Annotated in this window: 16 protein-coding genes; 6 read left to right on the forward strand and 10 right to left on the reverse strand. The window is 50.2% G+C overall.

Translation table 11 applies throughout. From position 1 onward, the window contains the following. Positions 1–44: 44 nt before the first annotated feature. The gene (locus ACWNC0_RS11160; protein WP_449471617.1) at positions 45–569 is read left to right on the forward strand and encodes a hypothetical protein; all 525 of its coding nucleotides are present in this window, start codon (positions 45–47) and stop codon (positions 567–569) included. Positions 570–582: 13 nt separating this feature from the next. Here ACWNC0_RS11160 and ACWNC0_RS11165 read toward each other — a convergent pair whose 3' ends face one another. Next, positions 583–789: a DUF6771 family protein gene (locus ACWNC0_RS11165; protein ID WP_449471618.1), complete on the reverse strand. Its 207-nt coding sequence runs from the start codon at positions 787–789 to the stop codon at positions 583–585. A 33-nt stretch (positions 790–822) separates the two neighbouring features. On the opposite strand from ACWNC0_RS11165, the gene ACWNC0_RS11170 reads away from it, so the two are divergent. After that, positions 823–1059 carry a hypothetical protein gene (locus ACWNC0_RS11170; RefSeq protein WP_449471619.1) on the forward strand — a complete coding sequence of 79 codons (237 nt, stop codon included), beginning with the start codon at positions 823–825 and terminating at the stop codon, positions 1057–1059. Positions 1060–1066: 7 nt separating this feature from the next. Here ACWNC0_RS11170 and ACWNC0_RS11175 read toward each other — a convergent pair whose 3' ends face one another. After that, positions 1067–1237, reverse strand: a complete 171-nt coding sequence (locus ACWNC0_RS11175) for a hypothetical protein (protein ID WP_449471620.1) — start codon at positions 1235–1237, stop codon at positions 1067–1069. Between the two features lie 325 nt (positions 1238–1562). Here ACWNC0_RS11175 and ACWNC0_RS11180 point away from each other — a divergent pair, with 325 nt between their 5' ends. After that, the gene (locus ACWNC0_RS11180) at positions 1563–1916 is read left to right on the forward strand and encodes a DUF2958 domain-containing protein (RefSeq protein WP_449471621.1); all 354 of its coding nucleotides are present in this window, start codon (positions 1563–1565) and stop codon (positions 1914–1916) included. A 55-nt stretch (positions 1917–1971) separates the two neighbouring features. On the opposite strand, the gene ACWNC0_RS11185 is transcribed toward ACWNC0_RS11180, so the two are convergent. Continuing rightward, complete coding sequence (locus ACWNC0_RS11185; RefSeq protein ID WP_449471622.1) at positions 1972–2655, reverse strand: hypothetical protein; 684 nt, start codon at positions 2653–2655, stop codon at positions 1972–1974. A 223-nt stretch (positions 2656–2878) separates the two neighbouring features. Beyond that, the gene (locus ACWNC0_RS11190) at positions 2879–3166 is read right to left on the reverse strand and encodes a hypothetical protein (protein WP_449471624.1); all 288 of its coding nucleotides are present in this window, start codon (positions 3164–3166) and stop codon (positions 2879–2881) included. An 869-nt stretch (positions 3167–4035) separates the two neighbouring features. Between ACWNC0_RS11190 and ACWNC0_RS11195 the strand changes: the two genes are divergently transcribed. The 3 genes from ACWNC0_RS11195 to ACWNC0_RS11205 are packed head-to-tail and all read left to right on the forward strand — an operon-like array spanning position 4036 to position 5725. After that, the gene (locus ACWNC0_RS11195) at positions 4036–4902 is read left to right on the forward strand and encodes a hypothetical protein (protein ID WP_449471626.1); all 867 of its coding nucleotides are present in this window, start codon (positions 4036–4038) and stop codon (positions 4900–4902) included. Continuing rightward, positions 4902–5267, forward strand: coding sequence for a hypothetical protein (locus ACWNC0_RS11200; protein WP_449471628.1), 366 nt, complete (start codon positions 4902–4904; stop codon positions 5265–5267). The genes ACWNC0_RS11195 and ACWNC0_RS11200 overlap by 1 nt, the downstream gene beginning before the upstream one ends. 35 nt (positions 5268–5302) lie before the next feature. Then, positions 5303–5725: a hypothetical protein gene (locus ACWNC0_RS11205; protein ID WP_449471630.1), complete on the forward strand. Its 423-nt coding sequence runs from the start codon at positions 5303–5305 to the stop codon at positions 5723–5725. On the opposite strand, the gene ACWNC0_RS11210 is transcribed toward ACWNC0_RS11205, so the two are convergent. From ACWNC0_RS11210 to ACWNC0_RS11235, 6 genes are read right to left on the reverse strand one after another with little or no spacing between them, the layout of a single operon-like run. Further along, complete coding sequence (locus tag ACWNC0_RS11210; protein WP_449471631.1) at positions 5722–6117, reverse strand: hypothetical protein; 396 nt, start codon at positions 6115–6117, stop codon at positions 5722–5724. The two genes, ACWNC0_RS11205 and ACWNC0_RS11210, sit on opposite strands and share 4 nt — an antisense overlap. 57 nt (positions 6118–6174) lie before the next feature. Beyond that, positions 6175–7614, reverse strand: coding sequence for a hypothetical protein (locus tag ACWNC0_RS11215; protein WP_449471633.1), 1440 nt, complete (start codon positions 7612–7614; stop codon positions 6175–6177). Continuing rightward, positions 7615–7959 carry a hypothetical protein gene (locus ACWNC0_RS11220; RefSeq protein ID WP_449471635.1) on the reverse strand — a complete coding sequence of 115 codons (345 nt, stop codon included), beginning with the start codon at positions 7957–7959 and terminating at the stop codon, positions 7615–7617. It abuts the gene before it with no gap. A gap of 14 nt (positions 7960–7973) precedes the next feature. Beyond that, positions 7974–11837 (reverse strand): hypothetical protein, encoded by a 3864-nt coding sequence (locus tag ACWNC0_RS11225; protein ID WP_449471636.1) that lies wholly within the window; start codon positions 11835–11837, stop codon positions 7974–7976. Positions 11838–11892: 55 nt separating this feature from the next. After that, positions 11893–12270 (reverse strand): tail fiber assembly protein, encoded by a 378-nt coding sequence (locus ACWNC0_RS11230; protein WP_449471638.1) that lies wholly within the window; start codon positions 12268–12270, stop codon positions 11893–11895. Then, complete coding sequence (locus ACWNC0_RS11235) at positions 12267–14204, reverse strand: phage tail tip fiber protein (protein ID WP_449471640.1); 1938 nt, start codon at positions 14202–14204, stop codon at positions 12267–12269. Before ACWNC0_RS11235 ends, ACWNC0_RS11230 begins: the two co-directional genes overlap by 4 nt. Between the last annotated feature and the right edge of the window lie 3 nt (positions 14205–14207).

A 14207-nucleotide genomic window follows, 5' to 3' on the forward strand; every position in this document is an offset into this window, starting at 1 on the left:
AAGCATCGTCGTTCTTTTTCGCAATCTGATTATCAGGGATAGAAATGGCTAAGCACCCAGCGGATTATTCTGACGAGCACCTCAAGGACGTTATTGAGAAATATCGTCAGCGTGGAGCAACCACTGGTGCGGCCTATCCACTCGTGGATTTTCTACGGGTTCGTGAACAGCGTCAGGCGCTTGGGCTTGGACCGCGTGGGTTGGCGCTCAATATCGTCCGCATTGCGAAGCAATCAAAGAATGGGCGAGCCGCATACAGCGATGTTTGGCACTGCTATAACGACGGCCCTCTGCCTCAAGGCAATCACTGGATTAAGCAGTTCATCAAGCCGTTTGACGATCTGGTAACAGCCTGTGTGGCCATGAAATTGCCACTCATCACGACGCTCATCACGGAAAAGGATAAGACGATCCAATCGCCAGATGGGATTCGCAATCTGTGGGATTTCGCTGTCGCTAACGATGTGGCTGTAGGCAACTCACCAGAAGCATACGTGCGAATGCAGGCGGTGGAAGCTGCTCAGCTTTCGATTGAAGACATTGAAGAGGCGTTTGCTGCTTACGCTTAGCTGCAAATGAGCATTAAAGCGGCAGAGGCAGTTGGTTAGGGTCTGCCTCTGGCTTGGGACTAAGACGCTCAATGATCGTGGCAGCAAGGGTATCTGCTGCCCGTTCACGCATACGCTCATCGCGCATGGTAAGGCCAACTCTGGCCCAAGCAGGAGCGTTCAATATTATGTCAGTGAGCGATTCGCGTTCCATGCTCGCATGAGAACAAATTAGGAACATATTGGCAAGGCAGTTGCGACGGGGGGATAGAATATGTGGTGGATTTTAGGTCTGATGGCGGCTGCTGGCCTCATCGTCTTTTTTCGTAACGGACCTAACGCCGTATGGGGAACGGCAACGGTCGCAATCGTCATTGGCGCAGTGGTTGCCTTTTTTAGCGGCTGGCCAATGTGGGATACCATCTGGAAATCCGTCATCATTGGCGCGCTCATAGGCACTGTGTTTGAGGTGCTTCCTCGTTTGACTGGCGGCAAAACACGAGGCCAGTAAGATCGCCTCAGTGGCGCGGCGCTTCCAGCACAACGCCGTCAACAAACAGCAAAACGCTATCTGGCAGCTTGCGGAAGAACACCGTTTCCCCGTCATATTCAAACTCGCCATCAGTGGCGTTCCAAAAGCGGGGGTCAAGGTCGAGATATTCCGTCACGTCTTGAATAAGCTGTTGCATGGTGCAGTTCCTTTGTAACTGCCAATCCATCTAAACAGGTCGTTCAAGGCGTCGATATAGAAACAGGCTTATTTAGAGGTAAAATATGTTGCCTCTTTCGGATAAATCTCACTTTCAGACGTAAACGCAAACTGCCCTACAACGCACAAAGCACCTGCAATTAAAATTAACTTCTCCCACGGCTTAAACATAACATTCTCCTTTAAGTTAGAATGTCATTCTGAACTAACGAGTCTTGAAGTCGATACCTTCAATGCCTTTTTCTATCGCAATCAAGAAAGATAGCTTTAAGTGAGTCTGTTGGCACAAACAAAGGAGCCAACAGATGGACTGGAAAAATATGATACGCGCTGCTGACGTTCTCAAGCTGCATGATAACTGGAAAGAGCAGCAGCCGTTGAAAGGAACGGCAGGAGAGCGGGATTTTGAGCCTGTCGTGAAGCTGTTTGGTGGGGCTATCACGATCCTCCTAACTGAGTGCGACGAGGACGGCTTAGCCTTTGGCATTACTGACTTGGGGTTTGGATGCCCTGAGATGGGATATGTCTCGATGGACGAGTTAGCAGCCGCCCGCATTGGTGGAGTTTTCCGTCTGGAACAGGACTTGTATTTCCAGCCTGATAAGACGCTCTCAGCCTATGCGGCAGAAGCAAGGGCGGCTGGAAGCCTCAAAGCCTAACACTCACAAAAAAGCCCGCCTCAGTCGTATCTGGGGCGGGTATTTCTTTGGCTGCTTAGTCAGGGTCGAAGAGGTCTGCCAATGCGCGGTAATGGGCTGCAATCTGCTGCTCCTTACCCTGTAGCGGCGGGGGCGCGATTTTCACCGCGCTTGGGTTAATGACGAGCGGCTTTGGCCCTTGGAAGTCATCAAGCGCCGTCTTTGACGCTTCGCCAATGTCCTCAGTCTCTTTGATGAAACTCATGCTGATGGCTGGGCCTGGATGCTCTGCTATCTGCTGTCCGCCAGCCAGCTTGACGAGGAATGTTGGTGTGCCGCTGCCGTGGCTCAGACCATAGACGCCAAGCTGATAGGCAAGGACGCCAGCGATACGCATATAGCGGCCTACGTCTGGCTCGAACGCAAGTGGGAAAAATAGGCTGATGCCTGGCCCGCTTCTGCGCTCTGTTTCCACAAGCAGATAATGCCAAGGCATGTCGTTGAGCGCCGCCACAAGGTCTTTGGCATAGCGCAACTCATATTCTAAAATGATGCCCGTGAGTTTCCTCACGCCTTGCTTATTGTGTTTTCCTGCTGGGTCGTAGCTGTTCAATGACCAGTATGTTGGAACGGTCTTATCCTGCGGTATAAGGTCACAGATGGCTTGGAAGGTGTCTTTAATATCACCTATTTCAATCTCTAAATCTCTGGACGGTTTGATTTCGGTGGAGGCTTTGAAGCCAGTTAGATGGAGTGTCATATAAAAATCCTCATAAACAAACGTAACAAAGCGTCACGCTTCAAGGATATTTATTGACTTCTACCCTTTCAGGGCTTCTTAGCCCCTTTCGTGTATAGATCGTCCATTATCTGCTGCTCCAACTCGCATATGAATGGCGTTGGATATGGATCATCCAGCAGCTTCATTATCTTGTCGAAGTGCTGATGATCCTCAACGATGCGGAATATGAGCCGTCTCTTTTTCATCGCTTGATTAGCTTCCCTATGTCAGCCAGTCCTTTGCTGCCTGCGATGCTGCCAAGGATGATGAACACCACGTTCCAAAAATCCTGTGGGAAAGCGGCGAGGGCGCTTGCGTAGGCCAGCAGTGTGGTTGGATTGAACCAGCCCACGACAAAGAGGATCACCAGCAGGAAAAACGCTGTGGGCCTTGGCCAACGCATGATGCCCGTAGCCATGCCGTCATTGTCAGTCAGCGGCCTGAATGCGCTGATAACCTTCTTAATCCTATCTTTGATTGCCTGGAACATGCAGATATTTATTGGCAAACAAAAACCCCTCCAGCTTTCGCTAAAGGGGTTCCTGAACATAAACAAACTGTATCAATTATGACTACTCTTTGAAAACTATGGTCACAGCCTTCAATACTATTTAGTATTTCGGTGAAAAATCCGCGTTTTCTGCTAAATGCGACCATTCAGCTATACCTATAGCTGACTGCTGAAATCAGCGATTTACAGGGCTTTGAAACCCCCAGAATACGGGGGTTTTTCGCGGGCGATTTCTGCGATTTTACGATTTTTCCAGATTTTTGCGAGAAGTAGGAATTTCGTGAACGCAAACATCGGTCAAACATAAGTCAAACACGAGTTAAACATAAGTCAAACGTCGGTCAAACATCAGTTAAACAAAAATGCCCTTCAAACTCGCAGAAATCAGCGGTTTCTCAGCCTCTATAATGTAAAATAATATAAAATAAAATATCATGAAGCGCATTATTCTTCGTCGCTTCGCTCTCCATTTAAGCGCCAGCGGCGCTCATAAAATACGTCGAGAAAATCATGGGAGTCAATTAACATTATCATGCTCGTTGAAAACTCGCCTTCATTACGCTCGCTTAAAACTCGCTCCATTTTCGGCTTCGCAGTCTGGAAGCACATTAAGACATTAGGCTTCGCCCAGGCGAGTATCTAAATGAATGGCGGCGCGTAAATATCGACTTGGACTGCGAAATATGCTACATTTTAGCAGTAAAATATAAATAGAATGTGGGCAGCAATTGTCCCGAATTTCCAGATTCCTTTCGTTGAATTGCTGCCCATAGCGCGAAAGGATGGAAACGGGCAAAGATACGACTGGAAACGTATCTCATAAAATCAACGAAGGGAAAACTGTATAAGTGACTAAGCAAATTAATTGGGTCAGTCTCGCCCGTAAAATTATAGACAAACAAGATTCAAAGCTGAGCAGCGATGCTAAGACTATCCGCTATATCCAATCCTACATTGATACATTGCTGGACAAAGGCAGTCTCACAGAGAAGCAATCTGCTGGGTTGATCCGCAATATCGACATTCACCTTGGCGTCTCAATCCCAGCACAGATTGTCAAAATAGGCCGCACGACCGCTTGGAAATGGAAGAAGCAGGGCGTTGCCGCTGCCCCTAAACCTGTCCAACCGCTGACCGCTGAGGATCACTGGCAGGCGCTTTTGGGGCACTATGGCAGCTTGGAAGCTGTAGCACATGCCGCCGTAGATCGCTTGGAAGGCAATGCTCAGCCAGCAAGCACACCAACAGGCCCAGCGCCGAAGGATGCTGCTCAGAAGCCCTTAGATCGTAATCAGCAAGTGACTGTCAGCATTTGGGAAGGTTCAGGCTTTGGCTCTGGCAACCTCGATTACAAGGATGGCAGCAAGGAGCATGTCGTTTTCCATGCGCCTCTTGAGGCTAAGAAGAAGCTGGAAAAGGCAGGCGCACCAGACAGCCTATGGCGGTCCCTCCAGATTGCGCTGGACGGCATGGACGACTGTGACATTCAGCTTGGCATTGTCCACGGCGAGAAAGACCCAAAGGGCAAGAAAACGCCCAGCAACAATGACTGTATCGTGGTCAAGGCTACCCCACGCAGCAACCCAGCCAAAAAATCAGTGACATTCGTTCAGTCCGCTCGCCCAATAACAGCTCTTGCTGGCACGGATAACTGGACAAAGAGGAAAAGCGCTCACCCAGACATCAAGGGCTTCGTTGAAGGGCTGGTGGCATAATGTCGCTGCTTGGGTTAATGGATGAACTAAAGGACGAGTTCAATGGCGTAGTTCAAGGCAAACGTGCTACCGCGCTTATAAAGGCGATTTCTACAGTCTGCCACGAATGCAAGCTGATGGCAGACCACGAAAATGAAAATTGGGAAGCTATACTCGATTCCTTTGAGCATTATGAACTATCGGCGATTAGACGCACTGCATCCAACGAGATGTTTGTTGGGGTCAATGAGGGCCACATAGCGTCATACGATTTCAGTTGGTATGATACTCGTAGCGACACAGCAGGTTATCAAAAGAGCGGCCATATCTCGATTTTAGCTTTCTCGCGCAGCCATTGGACGACTGCCTACCAGATAGTGAGGTAGAACGCTGCCAGAGCGCGCATCCCAATAAATACGGAATGAAAACAGTCCCCTCATTCCCACCGCATGACCTGATAGATTTGTATCTGCGCTCAGGCTTCAACCAAGGCATCAAGAACGATCGCCAGCTTGCTTATTTTGCCCGCCAACTCAAATCCACGCCTGAGATAGTGGAACAGGCCATATTGGACCTGGACGGCAGCGGGTTCCTGAATGGCATGGGACTGCGCCGTCTGCGCGCCATATACCGCCGTTTCAGAGATAAAGACGTGGACCTTGACGATATGATTGACCGTCCAGAGTGGAAGCAGATTGGACAGGAGTTATGCTGGCTGTGTAAAATGGGTTTCCTCGATCTTGAGGGGATTGGAGATAGCGAAGCGGCTATAAATCCCGCTCTGGAAGGCTACCCCAAGCAGACATTCTTAGGCCGTGTTCGCTATCAAATCAGGGAAGTTTAACCTTCTTTACGTGGCAAACGGTCCCGTATGTCCATCAAATTATCCATGATCGTTTTATTGCTGTTTTTCAGTTCACCCAATGACTCGCTGATATGACTGTGATTGGTTTCCAGCACCGTTAGCCTGCGTTCGTGATCGTCCAATGTGGATTTTGCCGCCTGCATGGCTTTCGCCTTTCCTTCCAAATCCTCAACACGGCCAACCAGCTTTTCAGTGTCAGCAGCTTCCTTTTTGGTGCGGTCGCGCCACCAGCTATAGCCTTTGATGATGGCGAACAGAGCGCCAATGAAAAGAAGGACGGGCATAAAGCTGAGGGCGGTATCGTAAGGGGTGGGCATAACCACAGTTGGCGGAACGTGTGTTCCTGTCGTTGTCGTTAGTTCTGTGGTCATGCTTCAATGGTCCTCCTATTTCCATTATTTAAGAGAAACCACTGAAACCTATGACATTTATACCGCTGGACCAGTGAGGTTGAAGCAATCAATCGTCATGATGGATTGAAGTGTGCCGCTATTATTGATGTTATACCCAAAGCCAATTCTGTCGGCTCTGTTGTCCAAAAAGTCCGTTACGCCTGTTGAGCCTACTTGGAGCCAGTTTTTGCCATCATGGCTGACATAGAACGTTAGCGTTGAGCCAACGGATGATGCTCGATAGAAAGTTGGCTGACTTCTGAAAGCCTGCATATCGAGGCCACCGCCATAACTGGTCAAGCTATTAAAGAAAATTACTCCAAACGGAGCATATTCATTGTTTTGCCCGCATATAATTAGCTTTCCGCTGACGCTATCCATCAGGATAAAACCTGCTTTTGTATAGTTTGCGTCATTCATCAATATAGGCGCGTGAACAACTAAGTCCCAATCAAGTGCCTTGTTGCTCAATGTCCTGTAGGCGATACGACTAATATCACCGGCGGTCGTGTTTGGGCCTGAGTTTACCATCAAACCAACGTCAGTATCATCAGCAATTGTGAGGTTGGTTGCGTCACCGCTCAGTAGCGTGAACTGGCTCGCCAATGGCGGATTGAAATACCAAGGTTGGCTGGAGCCACCGCCACCTGATGGTGTTTGCCAAGCGGTATTGAAATCAGTCCCATCAACTTTGATTAGAACCTGTCCAGTCGTCCCGCCTGTTGGAACGCCTTGGCCGTTGGAGCCTGCTGCACCAGCGTCGCCAGTGTCTCCCTTGTCGCCCTTCGCGCCTTGTGCGCCATCAGCACCATCTTGGCCGTCCTCGCCATGTAAACTGGCCAGCCAAGCAGCCTCATCACCCGCAAAGCCATTATCAACGGCAATCTCATATGCGGATTTTCCGTTCTCGCCTGATCCGCCACCACCACCGCCATTTGGATTGCGAAGGGTCACTGTCGCAACGGAGTCATCGTCAATGGGAGCATTGTAGGCGACAATGAAGTCATCTGAGAAGGCAACGCGATCAACGCCCATGCCAGCAGGATCGCCAGCAGCATCAAATCCATCAATCAATGAGTAATGGGGCTGTGGCTCTGGAAGCGTCATCCATTCAGTGTTGAAATTGACGTTATCGACCTTGCGAAGAACCTGTCCTTCTTCGCCCCCAAATGGGATGCCAATGCCTGTTGGGCCTTGTGCGCCTGGCTGTCCTGTCTGGCCCTGTGTGCCTTGCGGTCCTTGCTCGCCAGTTTCGCCCTTCAAGGAAGCAAGCCAAACTGCCTCAGTGCCCACAAATCCATTCTCAACAGCAATGTCATAGGCTGACTGTCCATCAGAGCCGTTCTGCCCGTCTGCGCCGTCCTGTCCTGCTGGCCCCTGTGTACCTTCAACGGTAATGCCGCCAAGGTCGTTTATCTCAATGATCGTGGTAGTGTCGTCTAACTGCTCAATAATCGTGACTTCTTTGTTTTGCATCTATAAGCTACGCTCCATGAATGTTCGTCCTGAGAACAGGGTTATAATCCTGCCAGTCTCTATTGTTATGTAATATTGATATTCGCCATCAGCCGAGACGATGATTTCGCTTAGATCGCCATTGGTAAGCGACAACGTGAGCGTCTTGGTTGTATCGTTCCAAGAGACGCCATTGCCTAAGCTAAGGTCCACAATCTCATTACCATCAACAGCAATCTTGAAATGTGCGTCTGTGACGGTCCTGTCGATGGGATTGCCGTCAATGTCGTTTCCTTTGATTACATGCAATTGGCGGAAGACAATGCCGTTTTCATCTTCCTCTGGATAATATCTCAAATGTAACACTATAAGCAGTCTCCTTAAGTTATCTTATATGGCGGATTGTTGGTCGCTTGATGGAATTGAAACCATCCACTGCCAGCAGTTTCAGCGCCCTTGGCTGTCTCACTGGTAATTTTGCTCTGGCGATATGCGAGTGCGTTAGTTTCCGCTTCAACCAATGCAGGGTCCGTTCTGCCCATATCCAGCAGCAATGATGGCCCAGCTAAAATCTGATCCATTGCCTGTCCATCACGGCCACCACCTGACCATGTATCCCAGCTTGTAGCTTTGACGGTCTGTGCCGCCGCGATGGCAGCATATGTGTGCGGTAACTGCGACACGTTCCCTGAAACGGCGGACATTTGGGCTTCTGTCCAAAGCGGAGTGTTGTAATCAATCTCAATTGCATTGACCAACATGCCGCCGTTTAGCTTGCCTGTGAGACGCTTCTGGTGACAAGTAATCATCCAATTCACCACCGCAGCAGCCTTTGGTGAAGCTGCGCGAAGTGCGTCATTGAAGCCTAGTTTTTCGCCCATGTGGAGGGCGGATAGCCAGTATCCAATCATGAAATCGTGCTGATAGACGCCGTAATCCCCATTGGACAAACATGGTCCAAAATACTGAGCAGCGGCATAAATGCGATTGTTCGCGTCACCACCCGCTGTTGTGGTTGGTGGATTTAAAAAGCCCGGTGTTGAATCGTAGAAATTGTCATAGAAGCCCTCAAAGTCGAACACGACCCAATCAAGCACCTCAGCACGGCTATAGAGCCTGCTGGAATTGCTGGATGCCGTTTTCCACGCCAATGCTGCATGGGCATATTTCCAAGCTGCGCCACGCGATGCAAACTCGCCTGCTTCGCCAAAGCCGCTGTTCAAAATCCAAGGAATATAGAGCCTTGTTTGATCCATGAACTTGTGTCCAAGGAAAGCAAATTCTGGCGTCTGCCAGAGCATTGAACCCCAATGTGGGTATTGGTGAGCGTGGTCAGCATCAATCATATTGGTGCCGAAAATAGGACGGTCAGAGGTTACTCCTGCGAACGGAACACTGACCCTGAGCGGATTGTTGGCTGTAACCCATTCATATGGGCGACCGCCTTGAATGTAATATGCGTTCTCTGGTGGTGTGCCTGCTTCACCACCGCCGTAGTAGTGGTTTCGCAGGGTAATGTTGCGACGAGCATTGCCCTTATACAGCGGCGTCAAACGGCCATTTTCAAAGCAGTGGAAAGGATCGCTGACATAGCCAGTTAGATAGTCCAACGCGATTTGCTTCATGTCTCTATTATCGTGTGGGCGCTTTGCCGTAACGTCACGCGCATAGCGGGCAACCGGCTCAGGCATAATTTGGCGATCATCACGCACACCACCTGGACCTGTGATTGGTGATCGGCCCATTTGATTGAATGGCGTGTATTTGAGCCAGACGCTTGCGTTCGGCGTTATTCCTGCCTGATCGCTACCAACTTTGTAGGGGTTGAGCGTATTCTGCCCAGCAGTAATCATGTCATTGTAGGTGCTGCTTTCCCACGGCATCCAACGGTAATTTGCGAAGCCGTTTAGCTGCTCACCTGTGCCTGTGCGTAAGTCGCCGCCGTTGACGGAATATCCAGTCTGAGAAGCGAATGGAACGGCGACGTCATAGGTAGGAACGCGGTTCCAAATATCCTGCTGGCTGTATTCTGCTGGTTCATGTGAACGCCAGATAATGCCGCTGCGAACGGTCCCTTTTGGATACCACTTGTTATTAGCCGTTGGCATTGGAACGCCACGGCCATCAAGGCTACCGCCCCAAGCTGCTGGCGTGGTCGATGTGTTCAATGGCTGACCGTTTGGCTGCTCAACGCGACCCAGCAAAGCGCCAGTGCTATCGTAGATCATCCACTTGTGCGGGACCATGTAGCTGTCTTTGCCTGTTGGATCGCCAAACGGGTTAGCTGGCATTTGGGTTGTGTCCCAATCATATCCAAACTGAAGCTGGACATAGTTGCCCATGCGTATTCCTTCGCAATAGTAGTTTATGCCGTTGATGTTCGGCACTGGTCCTTGCGGTAGAACCTCTGTCCATGACGCCTGTGAACTGAACAATGCTGTATCTTGAAAGCGGCAGTTTTGGGCCGCTGGGCGGGTCATAATCAGTTCGCTTGCGTGTGGAACGCCTGATCCAGAAGTCCAATCCTCAAGGACGACCTTGTAGGCACGGCCAGCAGGAATGACCATTTCGCCTACAATGACTTCTAAGTCATATGGCTGCTGTCCTGCTGCTGTGTAGCTGACAGTGACAGGCGCTTGTGCAGTTGAATAACCGCTGGCATCGACGCATAGCATTTCCAAATCGGCTGGCGTGATCGCACCGCTGACAGCAACATCGTAAGTGCTTTCAATCTCAGGCTTGCCAAACGACACACCAAGCGAGGCCACTTCCAGATTATCTACGCTGTTGGAGGTGTTGTTCCCCGACGAGTTGCATTCCAATGTCATTGCTGGGGTGATGCGTAGCTTAACCTCACACGGCTTTTCAGCACCTATTTGAACCCCATCGACATAAAAGCGAATTGAGCCACCAGCGCCACCAACATTGTCAATGAATTCGGCTTCATAGGTTTTTAGAATACCTGGGCCGATTGCAAAGGCTGGATTGTCATCACTAATAATCTCTGTTTGTGAGCTACCACGCCCAATAGTCACGGAGAGCGTATCGCCGCTCCAATGTGGGCGCAGTGTGAATTCACCAATCATGTAGTCATACAATGTCGCCATGATTGGATATTCTTCGTTCACGATGCCACGGAACGATAACCTGATATTGGCTGGCGTCTGAGACGTTCCATCGTCGTTTGAGACTTTGAAGGACAGAGCCAGTGGATCAGAGGCAAGGTAAATGTGTCTCATCAGCTTGAGACGGCCGCCGATCATATCACTGTTGTCAGATGATGCTCCGCCTGTGCCTGTGTAGACGCGTTTGTATAGGACGTTTGATGAGCTAACTGCGTCACCAGAAACGGCCCACGGTGAGCCTCCACTGGTGATTGTCCACGAACTTGCGACAGGCACGGTAATTTCGTTGCGGCGCTCAATTCGGAGTGGAAAACCTGATGGCGCGTCGAGTGTGAAATTCGATGTGCTGCCAGCGAGGTAAATGCCCAATGAGAAGATGGACCCTGGCTGACCATAAATGGTGCTTGAGCCTGACAAATCCAGTTCTTCGTCACTTCCACCTGGCTGAGGCTCTGGCGCATTCACCAAGCCCATAACGACGGCAATTCCTGACGTTGTGGACTTCGCCCAAATCGCAATGCCTGCGTCTGGCGTATTGTGTGGAATGATGACCTGAGCGGTTTGCGTCAGGTTCATTGGCGGATCGCCCTCAGCGACAGGAACAATGACGCTAATGCCGCTGCCGCCTGCTGGCTGGCCGCTATACTCGTTCAAATTGATGATTGCGCCCTGACCGCCGCCGCCAACGCCATCTTGGCCATCTTCGCCTTTGAGGCTTTCAAGCCATTGGGCTTCTGTCCCTACAAAGCCATTATCAAGGGCAATCTCATATGCTGATTTGCCATCAGCGCCGTCCTCGCCAGAGCCACCGCCTGTCCCGCCGCCGTTTTCAATAAGGTCGCCTACAATGTCGACCAATTCGCTGACTTGGTTGTTCAACTCCTGAACGTTGGATTGGGTAGGAACAATCGCATAAGCTGTGTTTGTTGAGGTCGTGCCTGAATATGGTTGGGTGAGTTTCAATTGCGTGGAATTGACCATGCCATCCAACTCATACAAGGAATTGCCGATCTTGAGGGCATCACCTCGTTTAATGGCATTTGTGAACTGAGTTCCGTTGCCAGTAACAATGTCTGAGTTGTTGGTGAGGTTTATCGTTCCAGTCTTATACCAAGCCATTCGGTAGTGTTCTCCGTTTTATACGGAGTATTTATTTTTGCCGTCTGTTTTGACGTTATTGAGGCGGTTCTGGCCAGACTACATCGTCAAAGAGGACATTGGGCTGGTCATCAGGTATGTCCCTAAGTGCCTGACGATAAGTTGCCCAAGCCTGCTGCTGCTCAGTGGTAAGCTGCGCGTCTATGGTTTGTGTCCAATCACATGCAGACAGCAAAGCCGTTCTGGCTGAGCGGATAAGAACTTGCTCCAATTCCATATCGACTAAGAGCGGAGTGAAAGTGGCTCCGTCCTCAGATATGGTTCCATCAACAAACTCGTCAATTTCCAGATATACCTCATTGGCTTGAAGCTGGCTGATCGCATGTTGCTTATCAAGAGCGGCCATCGCAAATCTGATTTTCTGCCCTGGTATGCCAATCGCGTATATGCTCATCTCCTTGTCTCCAATATCATCACCTTCAATTCTGATAATGTAACGCTGCTTGATCCTTGCCATCTTACCAAAATCGTATGATTGCCTGCGCCAACGTGGGCATAGCCAGCCAGTGAGAATGTATCTGCGGTTTTTGCGCCACCAGCAGCGCCTTTCTGGCTACCATCAATCAAGAGGCGACCATTCCAAGTTCTATCACCATTAGGAAATCCCTGTGATGCGCTAACCCATACATTAAGGTCGCACTCATAAGGGGCGTTCACTGTGAAACTTAATGCGTCGTAATATGTCCCATTGCCATACATAGGTGATGTGCGTTGAGCGAAGTGGGTGACTGTGACCGCATTAACTGCAATCTGGTTTGTGCCTATGAACAAGTTGTCGATTTGCGCCATTTTGACTCTCATGCGATCAACGATGGCCTGCCTCATTCTAACTTGGCCTGAAACAACCTCAAAAATGCGTTCTGCGCTGCCTGGATGAGCAATAAGAAAGCGGTCCACGTTCACGGCAAACTCGCTGTTGCCATATGGATCGCTTGCAAGGCCAAAGCCTGAGACGCGCCCAGCGTTGTCAATGCGAAGGGTATATTGCGCGCTCAATCCGCTGATCGTGTTTCCCTGCGCGGTCATCGTCTGCTGGATCGTGACGAACTGGCCGTTGTAACCAGCCGTTATGGTGTCGATGCGCTGCCCAAGTGCGCTGTCTGCGTTCGCTCTGGCTGTCTGTTCTGTCTGTAGAGCAGCAGTCCAACCGGTTGCACCTACCTGCGCTGTCAGTGTGTCTATGCGCTGAGATAGCGCGCCGTCCGCGTTTGCAAATGCAGTTCTAATGCTCTGCGATGCGGCAGTTATGTCCGCGTTCCACTGAGCAGCCTGCAAATCTATGCGTTGGCTGAGCGCGGCATCTTTGTTCACAAGGTTGGTTATATCTATGCTGTATTGAGCCTCATTGGTGCCCACGCGGGCCGCAAGCTGGGTGAGCTGCTGAGCAAGCGCGGTGTCCTGTGTTGCCCTGGCTGTGGACTCGCTGACGATAGCGGCCTCTGCCGCGCCAAGCCGTGCGCCCTGTAGCAAGATGCTCTGGCTAAGCGCCTCGTCCGCGTTAGCGCGTGTCTGCTGTTCAAGCTGTAAGACGCTCTCAGCGTCACCAACACGGGTTTCCAGAACGAGCAGCTTGGATGATACTAAAGTGCCATCCTCCTCCACAAAGGTCTTTAGTTCCTCAATGGCGCGATGATTGTTGTTGGAATATGCACTGGCTACCTTGAGGAAAGCTGTGCTGCTTTTGACCTGTAACGCGGCAATAGCTTCCAAACGCTCATTGAGAGTAGGAAGCAAAATGCTCTCTTCGCTTAGTGTGTGGATTTGAATGGTGGCTTCATTGAGAAGGTCAGTGCCAAAGGCATCATAAGCCGCGTAGGTGATCCAATAATCTGTATCAGGCAGTAGGCTTAGAGAAGCTTCATTGTTTGGGCCTATATATTTGGAAGTTATCTGATCCTTGCGAACAGGATTTTGCGTATCAGCCCAAACGCAAAAGCCAGCCCAATCCGTGTCATCTGGCTTCGTGAAGCGAAACGCCACCATGTCATATCCGTTATAATATGACATTGGGGGAACATCTGGCGCTGGGTTTAAGGCGTCAATTTGCTTTTCTGTGGACCACTTACCGCCCGCGTCCATCGTGGAAAGATAGACTTTGGGGGAGCGTGTCAGCCCAGCCTTTAGGTTCTCTTCAAAGGTAAGAACGTCTTTGTAGCCGCGCATACCGTCAGGCTTGGTATATTGCTCTTTGCCTTCTGCTCGCACATGATGGGTCACGCTTTCATTCGCGCATTCATATCTGATACGATATTGAAACTCGCGTCCGTTCCTTGGTTCCTCTTCAAATCTGACTGTTAGGTCTTTTCCTGTAAATTCAACTGTCGCCACTAT

The sequence above is a fragment of the Sphingobium chungangianum genome (genome assembly GCF_977014255.1).

What these genes read in the sequence shown, in the direction of transcription:
- ACWNC0_RS11165 (WP_449471618.1), bottom strand. Translation starts at nt 789, where the DNA reads ATGTTCCTAATTTGTTCTCATGCGAGCATGGAACGCGAATCGCTCACT.
- ACWNC0_RS11190 (WP_449471624.1), bottom strand. Translation starts at nt 3,166, where the DNA reads ATGTTCCAGGCAATCAAAGATAGGATTAAGAAGGTTATCAGCGCATTC.
- ACWNC0_RS11210 (WP_449471631.1), bottom strand. Translation starts at nt 6,117, where the DNA reads ATGACCACAGAACTAACGACAACGACAGGAACACACGTTCCGCCAACT.
- ACWNC0_RS11170 (WP_449471619.1), top strand. Translation starts at nt 823, where the DNA reads ATGTGGTGGATTTTAGGTCTGATGGCGGCTGCTGGCCTCATCGTCTTT.
- ACWNC0_RS11225 (WP_449471636.1), bottom strand. Translation starts at nt 11,837, where the DNA reads ATGGCTTGGTATAAGACTGGAACGATAAACCTCACCAACAACTCAGAC.
- ACWNC0_RS11230 (WP_449471638.1), bottom strand. Translation starts at nt 12,270, where the DNA reads ATGAGCATATACGCGATTGGCATACCAGGGCAGAAAATCAGATTTGCG.
- ACWNC0_RS11200 (WP_449471628.1), top strand. Translation starts at nt 4,902, where the DNA reads ATGTCGCTGCTTGGGTTAATGGATGAACTAAAGGACGAGTTCAATGGC.
- ACWNC0_RS11160 (WP_449471617.1), top strand. Translation starts at nt 45, where the DNA reads ATGGCTAAGCACCCAGCGGATTATTCTGACGAGCACCTCAAGGACGTT.
- ACWNC0_RS11215 (WP_449471633.1), bottom strand. Translation starts at nt 7,614, where the DNA reads ATGCAAAACAAAGAAGTCACGATTATTGAGCAGTTAGACGACACTACC.
- ACWNC0_RS11180 (WP_449471621.1), top strand. Translation starts at nt 1,563, where the DNA reads ATGGACTGGAAAAATATGATACGCGCTGCTGACGTTCTCAAGCTGCAT.
- ACWNC0_RS11205 (WP_449471630.1), top strand. Translation starts at nt 5,303, where the DNA reads ATGAAAACAGTCCCCTCATTCCCACCGCATGACCTGATAGATTTGTAT.
- ACWNC0_RS11175 (WP_449471620.1), bottom strand. Translation starts at nt 1,237, where the DNA reads ATGCAACAGCTTATTCAAGACGTGACGGAATATCTCGACCTTGACCCC.
- ACWNC0_RS11185 (WP_449471622.1), bottom strand. Translation starts at nt 2,655, where the DNA reads ATGACACTCCATCTAACTGGCTTCAAAGCCTCCACCGAAATCAAACCG.